This is a genomic window from Acinetobacter sp. UBA6571 (assembly GCF_002434085.1).
In the GTDB taxonomy this organism is placed as follows: domain Bacteria; phylum Pseudomonadota; class Gammaproteobacteria; order Pseudomonadales; family Moraxellaceae; genus Acinetobacter; species Acinetobacter radioresistens.
The window spans coordinates 13,605-31,535 of the sequence record NZ_DJJJ01000050.1; the positions used below are offsets into that span (position 1 = coordinate 13,605).

A 17,931-nucleotide genomic window follows, 5' to 3' on the forward strand; every position below is an offset into this window, starting at 1 on the left:
CTGTTTTTTTAATATTTTAAATCAAGCTAAAGTCATAGCTTCCTGCTGACAGGCAATAAAATGAAGTAAACGTTCTGCCAGTTCAAAACTGCCATGCTTGAACAGTGCACGTATACCCTGCTGTTCTGCTTCAAAAATCAGACACTCTATTTGAAACACTCCCTGATCATCTTCAAGGTGAAGTGCCAGATCACGTGGATATTGCTGTATCAGGTTTAATTGCTGCGGGTCAGGAATTTTTAAATACACACCAAAAAAGCTGATGTCAGAAATATTCACTTGAAATTCTACAGACAGGTAACGGTGTGACAGTTGTGAAAGTTGACCGTACATAGAGATACGTCTTTCTCCACGGCGCTCCATCGTCAGGATTTCTTCACGAGTCATGGGAATAATGCCTTCGAGTCCTTCCAGCGCTTCGGCATTTAGGAAGGCTGAAAAGAGACGCATAGTTTCTTTACGCCGCTGTAACTGTGGAACATGGTCAGCATTGGCAATCAGGGCAAACTCCATATCCGGACATTGCAAGGCAAAATATGCGTTTTCATGAGGTAGTGTAAAACTGTCATATTGTCCAGCTGCAACGAGTGTTTTACAGGCAGGAGCAGGAACATGCTGTAATCTGAGTAATCGACTGCAATTAATCGCATAACGCTCACGTTCAGTAGACTGAAACTCAGCCATTTGCCGAAAAAATAATCGTTTGGCAGTAGGTGACATACGGGTCTTATCTAACTTGGCATGATTAACCAGATACAGAATCACTGCCTGACCGAACTCTTCCATCCGGTCTTCCTGCATAAGTTTGAGTGATTCTTCTAAAATCATGCGCCAGCTTTTCCGGGTTTTTTGCATTACGCCCATCAGAATCATACGCTCTACCAGTTCAGGTCGCTGCTCAGCAAAATAAGCCGCTACTACAGACCCAAGGGACATGCCCATAACTGATACTTTTTCCAGTCCTTCAATGTCGAGCCATCGACCAAGCATAGCCGCCAGGTCTGGCAATTCCAGACTTCCGGCAGACACACCGCTGTCATGATTCATAATTTGCTGGTTAGCCCCCATAGAAGGCAAGTCAATCAGAATAATCGGACCACTGGCAAAAAGCTGTTCAACACAATACTTGTAGGAATTGAAATTCTGAAATGCTCCACCCACAATAACGATAGGAGTTTTATGCACTGTCGCAGGTTGGGCGATAGCCATATACTCAACTTTCCAGCCGTCAATCCAGGTCATGCGTGGAGGTTGTTTAAAAATGTCCTTATGGTAAAAATCAAAAAAATGACGGTGTTGCTTCCCTTCGGCATCCATGTCCAGTTGGATAATGGAATTCATACTCCCTCCTCAACGCTTGCTTTATTTTTTATTGTGCAAGTCGGTTTTTAAAACCAAGGTATTCCTCTACCTTTTATAGATGTTTTGTTTTCTATAATTTTTTATTCATTTTATAGAATGCATTTCATAGTATACAAATGCTTTATTTTTGGGCAACTGCTTTCGTTACCGTTCATCTAGTTTTAGCGCTGAAAGTATTTCCAAAACTTTTTTATACTGCACTACATGACAGTTTTTTTTGAGACAAGCCTTCATTGCGCAGGCGGAGACTGTTACTATCAAAGAAAATTCTGAGTGATCAAACCGCTATGCACAATTCGATTGAACAGTATATGCAAACGGTCGGACAACAGGCTCGTCAGGCTTCGCGTCTGCTGGCCAGTGCTTCTACCGATACTAAAAACAATGCCTTGTCCGCAATCTACACAGCGCTTGAGAACAGTGAAACACAAATTCTCACGGCTAACCAGATGGATATGACCAAGGGCCGTAACAATAATTTGGACAGTGCACTGCTCGATCGCTTGGAACTGACTCCCAGCCGTTTCAAAGGTATGCTGCAGGGTTTAAAGGATGTCATCGGTCTGGTAGATCCGATTGGTGAAATTACTGACATGTCCTATCGTCCCTCAGGCATCCAGCTCGGTAAAATGCGTGTGCCCTTAGGCGTAGTCGGTATGATTTATGAATCCCGTCCGAATGTTACCCTAGAGGCTGCCTCTCTTGCGCTTAAATCAGGCAACGCCATCATTTTACGTGGTGGCTCTGAAGCATTCGAATCGAATCAGGCGATTGCAGCGGCTATTCAACATGGTTTAAAAACTGCCGGACTGCCCGAACATGCGGTTCAGGTACTGGAAACCACCGACCGGGCTGCTGTAGGCCAACTGATTACCTTGACCGAATATGTCGATGTTATTGTGCCACGTGGTGGCAAGAGCCTGATTGAACGAATCACAGAAGAGGCACGTATTCCTGTGATCAAGCATTTAGACGGTAACTGCCATGTATTTGTAGAGGCACAGGCAGATTTGCATAAAGCCTTGCCAATTGCTTTAAATGCAAAGACTCATCGTTACGGCGTATGTAATGCCATGGAAACCCTGCTGGTCGATGAACAGATTGCTGATGACTTTCTACCCCATATTGCCGAGCTGTATCAGGAAAAGCAGGTTGAGCTACGTGGCTGCCCTGAAACCCGTCGTATTTTGGGTACTTCAGTCAAGGCCGCCACTGAAGAAGACTGGTACACTGAATATCTCGGACCAATTCTGGCAGTAAAAGTCGTGAGTGGTATTGATGAAGCAATTGAGCACATCAATAAATATGGCTCGCATCATACTGATGCCATTATTACTGAAAACTTCTCTCTGGCACGCAAGTTTCTGGCCTTAGTAGACTCAAGTTCAGTGATGGTCAATGCATCGACCCGTTTTGCTGACGGCTTTGAATATGGTCTGGGTGCCGAGATCGGCATTTCAACTGATAAGATTCATGCCCGTGGTCCGGTGGGTCTCGAAGGGCTAACCTCACAAAAATGGATCGTTTTAGGTGATGGACAAATCCGTCATTAATTTCCTATTTAATTAGGATTACCTGTATACAAATCCTGATGTTTAGCATCAAACTCTGGTGCTAAACAGCCCAAATACTCCAGAATTCCTCTTTTCAGTCTAATAATTATAAAAACAAGGAGATGGATATGTTCTTTTATTTAATGTTGAGTACTTTCATTTTAGCACTGCTGGTTTCCTTCATTGTGATGCGAATTTTTTCCAGCTCTATTAATACTATTTTAGCCCGTATTATTCATGATCCTATTTATACAGCTTGGGCCAAATATACAAAATTTGCCGGCATGGTCGTAGGTACCTCTTCCGGAGTTCGCATCTACGATATGGAAAAATATATTAATCCTGTCAACTACGGCCCCAAAGATGAACGTTTTATTATTGAACTGACGAATGAGCGCTGGTTTCTGGAAATTTACCGGACAATTATCGAAACTCTGCAAGGTTTAGCCTGGATGATGCTGGTATTTTTCATGGTGGCACTGATTGCCTATGTTCTGGTGAGATGGGCCGAGATGAAATATAAATCTCAGGGGCAAGAGTAATAAATAAAGAAATGAACTATAGATGAAATTTGCAACGATACTTTAGCTTTGCGTAAAACCGAATATGATTTTTTTATTCCTGTGCTACGCTATAACAATTAACTGATTAATATTAAATATTATTGAATAGACCATCCATAGTGCTTAAGTCTAATCGGCTAAAGTCTAGGTTGGACAGAAAAAATACACGTGTTAAAACATACTCATGATCTCTAGCCTGTACACTGGTTCAAGATCAGAGGGACAAGATTATTTCAATTAGAATTCGGGTATCCAACGTGTCTACATCAGTATTAGTCATCAATTGCGGTTCTTCATCTATTAAATATGCCTTAATCTCTGAGCAGGCAAAAGATCGTATCTATGGTTTGGCAGAAAATCTGGGCTCTGCTGATGCACGCATCAAAGGTGTTACCATTGGTGGACAACCACTTGAACTTTCGATCCCTCATGCTGATCACGAACAGGCACTAGAAACCATTTTAAGCCGCCTGTCACAATACAAACCGCAAGCAATTGGTCACCGGGTAGTTCACGGCGGCACACTAACCAAGGCCGAACTACTGACTGATACGATTGTAGAACGTATTCGTGAAGCAACTCCGCTCGCACCATTGCATAACCCGGCTCATCTGGTAGGTATCGATGCTACCATGCGCCTGTTTCCCGAGCTTCCTCAGGTTGCAGTTTTCGACACTGCTTTTCACCAGACAATGCCGGCGCATGCTTATCGCTATGCAGTACCAAAATTCCTATACACAGAACATAATGTCCGTCGCTATGGCTTCCATGGCACCAGTCATGCTTACGTTTCTGAGCGTGGTTCAGAACTGGCTGGAAACCTTAAACAAGGGGGCTGGCTAACTGCACATCTGGGTAACGGCAGTTCAACTTGCGCCATTTGGAATGGTCAGAGCGTAGATACATCAATGGGGCTTACCCCTCTTGAAGGTGTAGTAATGGGTACACGCAGTGGCGATGTTGATCCAAGTCTGCACAGCTTCTTAGCAGCCAACCTTGGCTGGGATGTCTATAAGATTGACCGCATGCTAAACAAGGAAAGTGGCCTGCTGGGCTTATCTGATCTTTCTAATGACATGCGAACTTTAATTGAAGCTTCTGAACAGGGCAATGAAGATGCCACGCTGGCAATTGAAGTATTCTGTTACCGTCTTGCCAAATCTCTTGCTGCCATCAGCTGTGGGCTGCCACGTATTGACGGACTGATCTTTACTGGGGGTATTGGGGAAAACTCAGCTTATATTCGTGAAAAGACGCTCTCCTATCTGCCACACTTTGGCTTCAACTTAAATAAAACCCAAAACAATGAATTAAAACGTGGTACTGAAGGTCGGATTGACCAAGGCCATGGCCCACAAATATGGGTGATTCCAACCGATGAAGAGGCACGGATCGCCCAAGAAACCCGTCAGGTAGCTGCACAGACGAGCTTACTATCAAAAAAGTCTGAACTTGCTGTAGAGCCTGCTTAATTGCGGGCTTTAACCTTCTGTGATTTATATTTTGTTTAATTTTTTAAGGCTCCTATGAATACAATTCTACTGATTCCAACTGGAGAAGGTGTCGGTCTGACTTCAGCCTGCCTGGGAATGATCTATGCACTGGACTGTAATGGTATTAAGGCAGGATTTTTAAAACCTTTTTCTGAATCTTTTCAGGAAAATGATCAGAACCGTACCACTAGCCTGTTTGAACATTTATTCCAGACCAGTACGGTTGAACCGATTGCATATGAAAGAGTTAGCCAGCTGATCGCACTGGAAGAAATGGATGAATTGCTTGAGGAAGCAGTCAGCCTGCATCGCAGTATTGCCACCAAACATGATGTGATTATTGTAGAAGGCTTACTGCCAAATCATGAAGACCAGTTTGCAGGTGAGTTAAATGCCGCCCTTGCACAGGCACTAGATGCCAAGGTAATCCTGGTCAGTACTGCAGACGTACAGAATCCGCGTAAAACTGCTGAAAAAATTGAAGCACATCTACGCCAGTTCGGTGGCGCTGCTTCAGAGCGTACAGCAGGTGTGCTGTTCATGCGGACTAAAGGCTTACCTGAAGAAGTTGCACAGATTCCGGTGACCATTGATCCTTCACTGCGTTTAAGTGCAGAAATTGCAACCTTCACGATAGAGCTGCAAAAATATAACCGTTATTTAGGGACTGCTGACTTACCGATTATTGGTCTGGTTCCATTTAGCAATACCCTGAGTGTTCCACGTACACTAGACATTGCCCGTCTGATTCAGGGCGAATGGATTCATCAGGGGGAAGCACGGCAGCGTCGTGTATTACATAGCAGCCTGATTACCTCAAGTATTGAATATGAGCTGAACAAATTTGTTGCCGGTGAACTGATTATCAGTGCTTCCGAACGTACCGATGTACTACTTGCCAGCAGTTTAGCTACCAGTCATGGTATACCGCTAGCAGGCCTGGTACTAACCGAGCGTCAGGCACCCAATGCCCAGATTCTGAATTTCTGCCAGAATGCTATCAAACAGGGACTGCCCATTTTACATACGCAGCTGACTACTCTGGAAACAGCACAGCGTCTGGCAAATCTGAGCAATGAAATACCGGTTGACGATACAGAACGTGCCGAGCAGGTTACCCGTTTTGTCTCCAGTCATATTGATCTGGACTGGCTGACCCAGCAAATCAATGGCAATGCAACTCCCCGCCTGTCCCCTTCAGCTTTCCGGCATGAACTGGTTCAGAAGTCGATTGCTGCGAAAAAGCGCATCGTTCTACCAGAGGGTGATGAACCTCGGACTATTCAGGCTGCGGCGATCTGCCAGTCTCGCGGAATTGCTCACTGTATTTTGCTAGCCAAACCAGAAGCAGTTTTAGAAATTGCCAAAGCCCGTAATATTGAATTACCAGACGATCTTGAAATCATTGATCCGGATACTATTCGTAGCCAGTACATTAGCAGTATGGTCGAGCTGCGAAAAGGCAAGATCAATGACATTCAGGCCAAAGAACAGTTACAGGATACTGTAGTGCTAGGCACCATGATGCTGGCACTGGATCAGGTTGACGGACTGGTTTCTGGGGCGGTACATACCACGGCTAACACGGTGCGACCGGCATTTCAACTGATTAAAACAGCTCCAGAATATTCGCTGGTCTCTTCAGTATTCTTTATGCTGTTACCAGATGAAGTCTATGTATATGGGGATTGTGCTATTAATCCCGATCCAGATGCCCAGCAGCTTGCTGAGATTGCCATCCAATCCGCAGATTCAGCCAGGGCCTTTGGTATTGACCCGCGTATTGCCATGATCAGTTACTCAACCGGAACCTCAGGTACCGGTGCCGATGTTGATAAAGTTCGTGAAGCAACAGAGATTGCCCGTCAACGTCGCCCTGATCTGTTGATTGATGGTCCTTTGCAGTATGACGCTGCGTCTGTTGAAAGCGTGGGCCGCCAGAAAGCACCTGAGTCACCTGTAGCAGGGCGCGCCAATGTCTTTATCTTCCCAGACCTCAATACTGGCAACACAACTTACAAGGCTGTACAGCGTGCTGCAAATGTCGTAAGTGTTGGCCCAATGCTGCAAGGACTGAACAAGCCGGTAAATGACCTGTCACGCGGCGCTTTGGTTGATGATATTGTTTTTACGATTGCTTTGACTGCCATTCAGGCAGAACAACAGGCGACAGTATAAATTTTTAAATAAAACAGCCCCAGTATTTCAATTGGGGCTGTTTTATTTTGCTCTAAAACACTTTCCTTTACATTAACTGGGCCAACCATATGGTATGTCGGGCGCAGTCAGGATCTTCAAACCGCATATTTACCACCCTAAAACCGAACATCTCAAACAGATTCTTATATTCATCCGGGTCCAGACTTGCATGATATAAAACCTCACCCTGCATTTCCCCTAGAGCTGTGCCATGACTCGGGCCAGTGGTTAACATTAATGCCGTACCGGTTTTTGCATGTTTCTTAAAAATATGAAACATTGCTCTCTGGTCATTATGAGTCAAATGAAAAAAGCTGTCCCAAGCGATAATGCCATTAAAGCTTTGCTTCAAATCCAGTTGACGCATATCAGCTTCTAACCAGTTATGCTCAGGAAAACGGTTCCTAGATATTTCGAGCATGGCAGCTGAACTATCTATACCTGTAATTTGACATTTTTTTGCAGAAAAATATTGAGCGGTTGGTATGCCAGTACCGCAACCCAGGTCAAGAATAGATGATTGATCAGGAATCAGATTTAAAAACTGTTCAAGCCAGACTTGTTCATAAAAATGCTGGGAGCGTACCTTATCCCATTCGATCGCATATTTTTTATAGATCGGAATAATATTATCTGCGTATTGTTGATCTGACATACCTGATGATAGTTTTAAAATTCAGGAAAAGAATAGCAGAATGCCAAGAGAGGTTACAGGCTAAAAGTAGATAAAGAAGAGAACAATCTAGAAAGAAGATAAAGCTTAGGCTTGATCTTCTAACTGACCATAGAACCAGGTTGCAGCAATAAATATCATAAATGCAATAACCATGAGAATGCTAGATACTGTCATTGTTGATGACTCTATGTAGTGGATACCGGCATTATGCGAAAGTTTTATGACAACTTTATGACAATTTTCTTAAAACTTATATTACTAAAATAACTTTATATAAATCAAATAATAATGACTAAAAAACCTTGATTTTCAGGTATGCAACTATTACCGAAGTGTCATATCACAGAAAACGCATTTAAAAGACCTGCCAAGAATTCGTTTTATGCCATCCTGCGCTACCTTTCTTTTTACTATTAAACTTTCGCCCAAAACCTTGCCGGAAATACCCACAGCGGATGCTTTTTGTCTTATAATTTTGGCCGCTAGCTAACAGCCCGCTCAAGAGACATTTGATATGACAACTATTATCAAGCAAGACGACTTGATCACTTCGGTCAAGGATGCGCTTCAGTTCATTTCGTACTACCACCCGCAAGACTTTATTCAGGCAATGAGCCGTGCGTATGACCGTGAAGAAAACCAGGCTGCTAAAGATGCAATTGCACAGATCCTGATCAACTCACGCATGTGTGCTGAAGGTCATCGCCCAATCTGTCAGGATACAGGTATTGTCAATGTATTTCTTGAAGTGGGTCTGGATGTTAAATTCGATTTAACCATGAGCCTGGACGATGCCATTAATGAAGGTGTACGTCAGGGTTATTTGGAAAATACCAATGTCTTACGTGCTTCCGTTCTAGCTGATCCGGCATTTGGTCGCAAAAACACCAAAGATAATACCCCGGCAGTGATCCACTATAAACTCGTTCCGGGTAATAAAGTAGATATTACGGTTGCAGCAAAAGGCGGCGGCTCAGAGAACAAATCTAAACTGGCAATGCTCAATCCATCTGACTCAATCGTGGACTGGGTTTTAAAAACTGTCCCAACTATGGGTGCAGGCTGGTGTCCTCCTGGAATGCTCGGAATTGGTATCGGTGGTACTGCTGAAAAAGCCATGATGCTTGCTAAAGAAGCTCTCATGGAAGAAATCAATATGGATGAGCTGCTACGTCGTGGCCCACAAAGCAAGATGGAAGAGCTGCGTATTGAAATCTTCGAAAAAGTTAATGCCTTAGGTATTGGTGCACAAGGTCTAGGCGGTTTGACTACAGTACTGGATATCAAGATCAAGGATTATCCTTGTCACGCTGCTGGCAAGCCAGTAGGCATGATTCCAAACTGCGCCGCGACCCGCCATGCACACTTTACACTAGACGGTTCAGGTGTAGCGCATATTCAGGCGCCGAGCCTTGAAGACTATCCTGCTGTAACTTGGGATTCCTCAACTTCTAAACGTGTTGATCTCGACCACATTACTCAAGAAGAGATGAATTCCTGGAAACCGGGCGATACCCTACTTCTTAATGGTACAATTTATACTGGCCGTGATGCTGCCCATAAACGCATGGTTGATATGCTGAACAACGGCGAAGAGCTTCCTGTTGATTTAAAAGGTAAGTTTATTTACTACGTTGGTCCGGTAGATCCTGTAGGCGATGAAGTGGTTGGTCCTGCCGGTCCGACAACAGCAACACGTATGGATAAATTCACCCGCCAAGTGCTAGAAGCAACTGGTCTCTACGGTATGATCGGTAAAGCAGACCGAGGTCCTGCTGCGGTTGAAGCGATTAAGGATAATAAAGCGACCTACCTCATGGCAGTCGGTGGCGCTGCATATCTGGTTTCTAAAGCTATTCGTGAAGCAGAAGTGGTGGCTTTTGAAGACTTAGGGATGGAGGCAATCTATAAATTTGTGGTAAAAGATATGCCTGTATCTGTAGCAGTCGATGTAAACGGCACTTCAGTGCATGCAACTGCACCTAAAATCTGGCAAGCTAAAATTGGTAAAATCCCGGTGGTGGATGCTGCTGCGATTTAAACTGGTATAAATTAAAAAAGCATCCAATCATGGATGCTTTTTTATTTTTTTAATTAAAATATTTTCTCTAATCCTGTGCTTTTATTTGCTTAGTTAGATATTAAGAAAAGAAAACTAATTTTACCAAGTTAAAGGATTCCAGAGTTTAAAACGCTTCTTTAAAGCCAGCTCTTCACCTTCTTCATAATTTTGTTTGACAATTTTACGCTTGGGTTCAGTTAATTTACCCTGTGCATCAGTAAAAGCAGCGAAATTAAGTCCGGGACTTTTAAGCTGGGTAGTGCGAATTTCACGGAGTCCCTGTTTGACAGGCATTTGTATTAATGGTCCTGCGCGCAATAAACCAAGATTATGGTCAGGTGAGCCCCGAAATTTCTCTTCTTCATACTTCAGAAAATACTGCTGACCAGCACTCACTTTAAAGTCAGCCACTATCGGCTTTTGAAAATGTATTACGCCTAAGGGCCGGCTAATAGTCAGGCGGTAATGACCCTCGGCCAGTTCCAGCCAATAATAATGATTACTGATCAGACTCGGAATACGCTCACCATTCAGAAAAAAATTAGGTGCTACTACTTCCTGCCGGTTCCAGCGGCTATCCGGACGGTACAGATATACCACTGCAGCTTGCGGATGTTGGGGCTTAACTCGCTGAAAAAGCTGTCCCGGTTTCTGGTTTACCCAGGAACCAACTGAAAACATTCCAACCCGGTGCTGCTCTAGCATAGAAGGCGACTGACTCAGATCTATATTTTTTAACGTAGAGACCAAAGCCGGAGTTGGAGGCGAAACAGGTCGAGTATGACATCCCCATAGCATTCCGCTACCAAGTATTGTCAGCAATAAATAGCGCATGATTATCCCTTACCATGTTTTTCTTGTTTTAAATTTTTATCATGTTGCATTAACATTCTATTGAGCTTAACACCCGCATGTAAATTTGAAAATAAAAAAACGTGCCCAGCGGATTACACTCGGCACGTTTCAGATGAATAGCCAATCAGACTCAGGCAGATTTGGTATTCACAACCTTCAGCTCAGATTTAGGGACTGCCCCTTCTTCACCTTCTTGACGCGGCAAACGCTCAGAACGATATTCTGGCTCAGCACCATCATTGATTACTGCCTCATTAATGACCACTGTCCCGACATCGTTACGGCTTGGCAGGTCATACATGGTTTCGAGCAGGACATTTTCCAAAATAGAGCGTAGACCACGTGCTCCGGTATTACGTTCTAGTGCCTTTTTAGCAACAGCACGTAGGGCAGAATCTTCAAATACCAGATCCACATCTTCCATATTGAAAAGATACTGGTATTGACGGGTCAATGCATTTTTAGGCTCTGTCAGAATCTGCATCAGTGCATCTTCATCCAGCTCTTCAAGTGTTGCAATCACTGGCAGACGACCAATAAATTCTGGAATCAAGCCAAATTTAACCAGATCAGCCGGTTCTACCTGACGGAACAGCTCGGCAAGCTTTTTAGTTTCATCTTTGCTTTTTACTTCTGCAGTAAAGCCGATTCCACCTTTTTCCTGACGATGCTGTACAATTTTTTCCAATCCGGAGAAAGCGCCGCCACAGATAAACAGGACATTTGAGGTATCTACCTGGATAAATTCCTGCTGTGGATGCTTGCGTCCACCTTGAGGTGGAATAGAAGCAACTGTACCTTCAATCATTTTCAGCAAAGCCTGCTGAACACCTTCACCAGAAACATCACGGGTGATCGATGGATTTTCAGACTTACGAGTAATCTTATCAATCTCATCGATATAAATAATACCCTTCTGTGCTTTCTCGATATCGTAATCAGCTTTTTGCAAAAGCTTCTGTACAATATTCTCGACATCTTCACCCACATAACCGGCTTCAGTTAAAGTGGTGGCATCTGCCATAGCAAATGGTACATCCAGAAGACGGGCAAGAGTTTGTGCAAGCAGGGTTTTACCTGAACCTGTCGGTCCGATCAGCAAAATATTACTTTTGGCAATTTCAACCTTATCTTCTGTTTTCTGTCCATTCTGGCTGACTTTCAGACGCTTGTAATGGTTGTAGACAGCTACAGACAATGTTTTTTTAGCAATATCTTGACCAATCACATATTGGTCAAGCGCAGCACGAATCTCGTGCGGTTTTGGCAAAGGACGGCTTGCCCAGTCACCAGTTTCGACTTGCTGGCTGGTTTGTACAAGGTCCAAGCATACGTCCACACATTCATTACAAATATAAGCGTCCTCGCCTGCAATCAGTTTCCCGACTTCAGACTGCGTTTTACCGCAAAATGAACAATGCTTTTGTCCTTGAGGATGTTCGGACATATTTACTCCAATACTTGAATCTTAAAAATTAAGGGCGCTTGCTGAGAACTTCATCAACCAGGCCATATTCTTTGGCAGCTTGAGCTGTCATAAAGTTATCGCGGTCAGTGTCACGTGCAATACGTTCATAGTCCTGACCACTGTGTTCAGCCATCAGACGGTTCAGGCGTTCTTTAATAAACAGTATTTCACGTGCATGGATCTCAATGTCTGAAGCCTGACCACGGAAACCGCCCAAAGGCTGGTGTATCATGACACGGGCATTTTCCAGACAGAAACGCTTACCTTTGGCACCGGCATTTAATAAAAATGCCCCCATTGAAGCCGCCTGTCCCATACAATAGGTCACTACATCTGGTTTAATAAACTGCATGGTATCGTAAATTGCCATACCTGCAGTGACTGATCCCCCTGGTGAATTGATGTAGAGATGGATATCCTTGTCAGGATTTTCTGCCTCTAAAAACAACATTTGTGCCACAATCAGATTGGCCATGTTATCTTCAACTTCACCAGTTAAAAAAATTACACGCTCACGCAGAAGCCGTGAAAAAATATCAAAAGAACGTTCACCACGAGATGATTGCTCAACCACCACCGGAACTAAAGCATTTTCAATACTTGGGACATACATAGGGCTATTTATTCCTAAAATTCTTATGACTCAGCTCATAGCCACAATATGAGGGATAATTTGCAAAAATGCAAAATTTTCCCTAGTGAATATTGAATAAAAAACGGGGAAATATCGTGTATATAAACTAATTTAACAAATTTACGACGTGTATAAAAAAAGGCGCATTAAGCGCCTTTTTCTGTATCAGTCAGATTTAAGCACGACGAGCTTGCTGTTCTTTTAGCAAATCTTCATAGCTCACTTCTGTATCTGAAACCTGAGCTGCAGCAAGAATATAGTCAACAACCTGGTCTTCAAGCACAACAGCCTCGATTTGAGCACGTTGCTGTTTATCATTTTTGAAGTACTCAATAACTTCAGTTGGGTCTTCATAAGAAGAAGCCATATCTTCGATATAAGCCTCTACACGAGCCGGATCAACTTCAAGTTTAGCATCAGCCAAAACCTTGCTTACCAGTACACCAAGTTTTACTGATTTTTCTGCCTGTTCTTTAAACAGTTCATCAGGAAGCATGCTCTTGTCAAAAGTTTGCGCGTTTGCACCACCAAACTGCTGGGTAAACTGCTGGATCATCTGTTGACGTTGGCGGTCGATTTCCTGAGCAACCATGGCACTTGGAACTTCAACTTCATTTGCTTCAACCAGTGCATCAAATGCAGCCTGTTTTACCTGGTTACGAAGACCGTTACGAACTTCACGTTCCATATTTTTACGAACGTCAGCTTTTAACTTGTCAATTCCTTCTTCTTCAGAAACACCAAAGGTTTGCAGGAATTCAGCATCCAGTTCAGGAAGTTTTGCTTTCTCAACCTGCTTTACAGTAATTTTAAATTGTGCCGCTTTACCTGCCAGATTTTCAGCCTGATAGTCTTCAGGGAAAGTAACATCAATCACTTTCTCTTCGCCTTTCTTCATGCCAATGATGCCATCTTCAAAGCCAGGAATCATACGGCCTGAGCCTAAGACCAGTTTAAAGTCAGTTGCAGAACCGCCTTCAAATTTTTCACCATCGATTGTTCCTTCGAAGTCAAAAGTGACCTGCATGTCTTTTTTCGCCATACCTTTGGTCTCAACCCAGGTTTGACGCTGTTTTTGCAGGTTTTCAATCATCTGGTCAACATCTTTATCTTGAATTTCAGATGTTTTACGCTCAACAGTAAGAGTATCTAGAGCTTTAACTTCTACTTCAGGATAAACTTCTACAGTGGCTTCATATACCAGCGCATCATCTTTATTTTCAACTTTATCAATATTTGGCATGCCAACAGCATTGATTTTTTCTTGTTGAATCGCTTCAAATACAGTGTCACGAATAATATCGTTCACCACTTCCTGATAAATACCAGCGCCATATTCACGGCGTACAACGTTTACAGGCACTTTGCCCTGGCGGAAGCCGTTGATCTTCACAGTTTTGGCAGTGCGTTTCAAGCGAGCTTCAAACTGCTCGTTAATACGGCTCGTCGGTACAGAAACATTTAAACGACGGGCAACGCCCGAAACCGCTTCAGAAGTTACTTGCATGGCTTCCTCGATATGTGTGTTAGTAATAACAGTTTTAAAAAGTGCCACATTATATGACAACATTTAAAGATATACAAAATACACCGAAGAAACTACCTGAATTCGCCTGATTTGCATGAAATTAAGAAGATTATTTTAAATTTGGTCCCGAATTAAATATTAACTTCCTCCCTTAATATTGATAGAGAATTAAAAATATTGGAAACTCTGTCAAATTTGCCCTTTTAATAAAGCGCTGATCAATTTTAATTTTTATAAAGAAGTATTTAGTTTTTATTTAAATATCCTATTAAAAGCTATAAATTCCCGTATTCAACACAAAATATTAATTATCAAAAACTTATAAATTTTAAGTTACTGTATAACATTAATTTATTGAATTAAAGATATAAAGTTTATTGCCAATACCAATACAAAAATATGGTGATAAAAAATAAGAATCATTATTATTCGCATACAATTTCACACTATACATTTTGAGTAAGAAATGGCTTTCATCAAAACACGTAAGAAAATCGTATCTTCTGCGATTGTCTCATCACTTTCAGTGATGGCGGGGCATGCTGTTGCACAAGATCAAGTTGCTCAACTTGAAACTATTCACTCCCAAGCCACCACAGAACAACAAAGCTTAAAGGTAGATCAGTCTGCAAATAGCAAATTTGTTGCTCCTTTACTAGATACCCCTAAATCAGTTTCTATTATTTCGAATCAGCTGATTGAAGATACTAAAGTAACGACTTTAAGTGATGCCTTACGCACTGTGCCTGGAATTACCCTAGGAGCAGGTGAAGGTGGAAATCCAAATGGAGACCGACCATTTATTCGGGGTTATAACTCTGAAAGTTCAATGTATGTTGATGGCGTTCGTAACGCTACCTCTCAAAACCGTGAAATGTTTGCTGTAGAACAGGTTGAAGTCACTAAAGGTTCTGCTTCTGCTATGGGCGGAGCAGGTACAGTGGGCGGCAGTATCAACTTGATTTCTAAAGTAGCTAAAAAAGGCGACTTTCTAGAAGGCTCTGTTGAAAATGGTACAGATAATTATCAGCGTATAACGCTAGATGGTAATAAAGACTTCGGTAATGGGATAGCAGCCCGCGTTGCCATTATGGGGCACCACAATGAAAAAGCCGGCCAGTCTGATGGGGCTGAATATAAACGTGCCGGTATTGCACCAAGTATTACATTTGGTTTAGATACTTCTACTCGTGCGACCCTGAGCTACTACTACCTAAAAACAGACGATACTCCTGATTCAGGCGTACCATACAACAACCCTACTGGATATTCGCAATATTCAGGAAAGCCAATTGATGTCAAACAAGGAATTTATTACGGCTGGAAAGACCGTGATTTCCAAAAACAGGAAAATCAGGTTGGTACAATCAAGTTAGAACATGATCTGGCTGATAATCTAACCATTTCAAATACCGCAGTTTATAGCAAGTCTAAGAATGATTATCTGTGGACCAACCCGGATGATTCTCAAGGAAACATTTATAAAAATGGGAATGTATGGGCACGTGTAAACTCACGTATTGCTAATACTGATACATTTACTGACCAGTTAGCATTAACTGGAAAATTTAATACTGGCACTCTTAAGCATAGCTTTAACTTAGGTGCTGAGTATTCGGATCAAGAAACAGATCGTACTCAATATATTATTAATGGCTTGTCTGCTACAGGTGCAGAATACAACAAATGTACCCCTGCCGATATTGCTTCGGGCTGGTGTACTTCTGTTCAAAATCCTAATCGGGGACCATGGACAGGAAGTATCAGTACTGAAGGTGCAGACCAATATAATACACAAACTAAGTCTACTTCTATTTATTTCCTAGACAGCATTGAATTCAATCCACAATGGATTTTAGATTTAGGCTTACGTTGGGACAAGTTTGATACAGAACAAACCATGACATATGGCGCACGTAACAGTGCTGTTCTAGGTTCATCCACCACTCCTCCAACAAAACAAGTTGGCGAGCAAGTTAAAACTGAAAGTGATACTGATTTCTTTACTTATCAAGCAGGTATAACTTTCAAACCAGTTGAAAATGGTTCAATTTATGCCAGCTATGCAACATCTGCAAACCCTGTAGGTGTAGATGCTGGTGACGGTTCTGAAGGTATTGGCGCAGCGTATAGCAATTTAGATCCTGAAGAAAGCCAGACTTTCGAAATTGGGACCAAATGGGATCTTTTAGAAAATCGTTTAAATTTAACTGCTGCAATTTTCCGTACTGAAAAGCAGAATGCGCGTATTCAGTTGAGTCCTACTACTTATAGTAATATTGGCGAAAGCAAAGTTGACGGTATTGAGCTGGGCTTGAACGGTAAAATTACCGATAAATGGGATATCAGCGCCGGCTATACCTATCTAGATAGTGAAGCAACTAAGAATGGCGTAAGCTGTCGTGGCACAACCTGTACTGACCAAGCGGTATTTAACGGTAACCGGATGCCGAATGTTCCTAAAAACAGCGCTACACTTTGGACAAACTATCAGGCTCTTCCACAACTTCAACTTGGTGCTGGTGCAACTGCAATGGACAAAGTCTATGGTGACTTAGCCAATACCAAGTATGTACCGGGCTATGTCCGTTACGATGCCATGGCACGCTATAACGTAAATAAAAATGTTGATCTGCAGCTGAACCTTAACAATCTCTCAGATAAACGCTATTTCACTAAAGCCTATGCTTCTCACTATGCTACAGAAGCAGAAGGCCGCAATGCTGTACTGTCTTTAAACTTTAAATATTAATCTTGTGCCGAAAACCATAATATTTTTATGGTTTTTAGCTTAAAATAGCCTCTATATAGGGGCTATTTTTATATCCATATTTTACTAAGACAGGTGAAAGCCGTGATCCATCATATTCCTCATGTATTAACTCAAACCCAGGTCCAGCATTTTCGGGAAGAAATGGCTAAAATTGAGTGGGTCAATGGCAAAGTCACCGCAGGGACGCTGTCAGCCACGGTCAAACAAAATCAGCAGCTTCCAGAAGACCATCCTCTTACTCATCATTTAAGTACAATTATTTTAGAATCTTTAGGCCAGCACCCATTATTTTTATCGGCCGCCATTCCTCTTGATATCATTCCTCCGTTATTCAATCGCTATGAAAATAATGAGGCATTCGGTTTTCATGTCGACAACTCTATCCGCCGTATCCGTGGGACCAATGAGCGGTTACGGACCGATCTGTCCTGTACTGTATTTTTAAGTGAGCCGGAAGAGTATGTAGGAGGTGAATTGGTGGTAGAAGATACTTATGGTTATCACGAAGTCAAGCTGCCAGCCGGAGACATGATTCTCTACCCTTCAACCAGTCTGCATGAAGTCACACCAGTCACCCAAGGCTGCCGGATTGCTTCATTTTTCTGGGTACAAAGTATGGTACGTGATGATGCAGAACGTCATATGCTGTTTAATCTGGACCAGACTATACAAAACCTGCGCATGCAGCTGGGTGACCAGCATCAGGAGGTTATCAAGCTCACAAATCTGTATCACAACCTGATGCGTAAATGGGCAGAGCTTTAA

Annotated in this window: 13 protein-coding genes; 7 read left to right on the top strand and 6 right to left on the bottom strand. The window is 42.6% G+C overall.

Annotation, left to right across the window (positions count from 1 at the left end; all coding sequences use genetic code 11):
* Positions 1-21: 21 nt before the first annotated feature.
* Positions 22-1,341 carry an alpha/beta fold hydrolase gene (locus B3X18_RS09105; protein WP_005023373.1) on the bottom strand — a complete coding sequence of 440 codons (1,320 nt, stop codon included), beginning with the start codon at positions 1,339-1,341 and terminating at the stop codon, positions 22-24.
* A 308-nt stretch (positions 1,342-1,649) separates the two neighbouring features.
* Between B3X18_RS09105 and B3X18_RS09110 the strand changes: the two genes are divergently transcribed.
* The 4 genes from B3X18_RS09110 to pta all read left to right on the top strand — a co-directional run bounded on the left by B3X18_RS09110 (position 1,650) and on the right by pta (position 7,149).
* The gene (locus B3X18_RS09110; RefSeq protein ID WP_005405421.1) at positions 1,650-2,915 is read left to right on the top strand and encodes a glutamate-5-semialdehyde dehydrogenase; all 1,266 of its coding nucleotides are present in this window, start codon (positions 1,650-1,652) and stop codon (positions 2,913-2,915) included.
* 128 nt (positions 2,916-3,043) lie between these two features.
* Entirely contained in the window at positions 3,044-3,457 is a 414-nt protein-coding gene (locus tag B3X18_RS09115; protein WP_005023368.1) for a hypothetical protein, read from the top strand.
* A gap of 278 nt (positions 3,458-3,735) precedes the next feature.
* Positions 3,736-4,950, top strand: coding sequence for an acetate/propionate family kinase (locus B3X18_RS09120; protein WP_005016542.1), 1,215 nt, complete (start codon positions 3,736-3,738; stop codon positions 4,948-4,950).
* A 54-nt stretch (positions 4,951-5,004) separates the two neighbouring features.
* Complete coding sequence (pta, locus tag B3X18_RS09125; protein WP_005023366.1) at positions 5,005-7,149, top strand: phosphate acetyltransferase; 2,145 nt, start codon at positions 5,005-5,007, stop codon at positions 7,147-7,149.
* Between the two features lie 67 nt (positions 7,150-7,216).
* On the opposite strand, the gene B3X18_RS09130 is transcribed toward pta, so the two are convergent.
* The gene (locus B3X18_RS09130) at positions 7,217-7,825 is read right to left on the bottom strand and encodes a class I SAM-dependent DNA methyltransferase (RefSeq protein ID WP_005023364.1); all 609 of its coding nucleotides are present in this window, start codon (positions 7,823-7,825) and stop codon (positions 7,217-7,219) included.
* 535 nt (positions 7,826-8,360) lie between these two features.
* Here B3X18_RS09130 and B3X18_RS09135 point away from each other — a divergent pair.
* A complete protein-coding gene (locus B3X18_RS09135) occupies positions 8,361-9,887 on the top strand; it encodes a fumarate hydratase (protein WP_034670273.1) in 1,527 nt (508 codons plus the stop codon).
* Positions 9,888-10,007: 120 nt separating this feature from the next.
* Here the strand turns inward: B3X18_RS09135 and B3X18_RS09140 are convergent, their stop codons facing one another.
* From B3X18_RS09140 to tig, 4 genes are all read right to left on the bottom strand, one after another.
* A complete protein-coding gene (locus tag B3X18_RS09140; protein WP_005023361.1) occupies positions 10,008-10,742 on the bottom strand; it encodes a DUF2846 domain-containing protein in 735 nt (244 codons plus the stop codon).
* 151 nt (positions 10,743-10,893) lie between these two features.
* Positions 10,894-12,210, bottom strand: coding sequence for an ATP-dependent protease ATP-binding subunit ClpX (gene clpX / locus B3X18_RS09145; RefSeq protein ID WP_005023359.1), 1,317 nt, complete (start codon positions 12,208-12,210; stop codon positions 10,894-10,896).
* Between the two features lie 28 nt (positions 12,211-12,238).
* Positions 12,239-12,844: an ATP-dependent Clp endopeptidase proteolytic subunit ClpP gene (clpP, locus tag B3X18_RS09150; protein ID WP_005016556.1), complete on the bottom strand. Its 606-nt coding sequence runs from the start codon at positions 12,842-12,844 to the stop codon at positions 12,239-12,241.
* Positions 12,845-13,040: 196 nt separating this feature from the next.
* Positions 13,041-14,372 (bottom strand): trigger factor, encoded by a 1,332-nt coding sequence (gene tig, locus B3X18_RS09155; protein ID WP_005023356.1) that lies wholly within the window; start codon positions 14,370-14,372, stop codon positions 13,041-13,043.
* Positions 14,373-14,859: 487 nt separating this feature from the next.
* Here tig and B3X18_RS09160 point away from each other — a divergent pair, with 487 nt between their 5' ends.
* Both B3X18_RS09160 and B3X18_RS09165 read left to right on the top strand, forming a co-directional pair.
* On the top strand, positions 14,860-17,145 hold the full coding sequence (locus tag B3X18_RS09160) for a TonB-dependent receptor (protein ID WP_005023353.1): 2,286 nt from the start codon (positions 14,860-14,862) through the stop codon (positions 17,143-17,145).
* 102 nt (positions 17,146-17,247) lie between these two features.
* On the top strand, positions 17,248-17,931 hold the full coding sequence (locus B3X18_RS09165; RefSeq protein ID WP_005023351.1) for a Fe2+-dependent dioxygenase: 684 nt from the start codon (positions 17,248-17,250) through the stop codon (positions 17,929-17,931).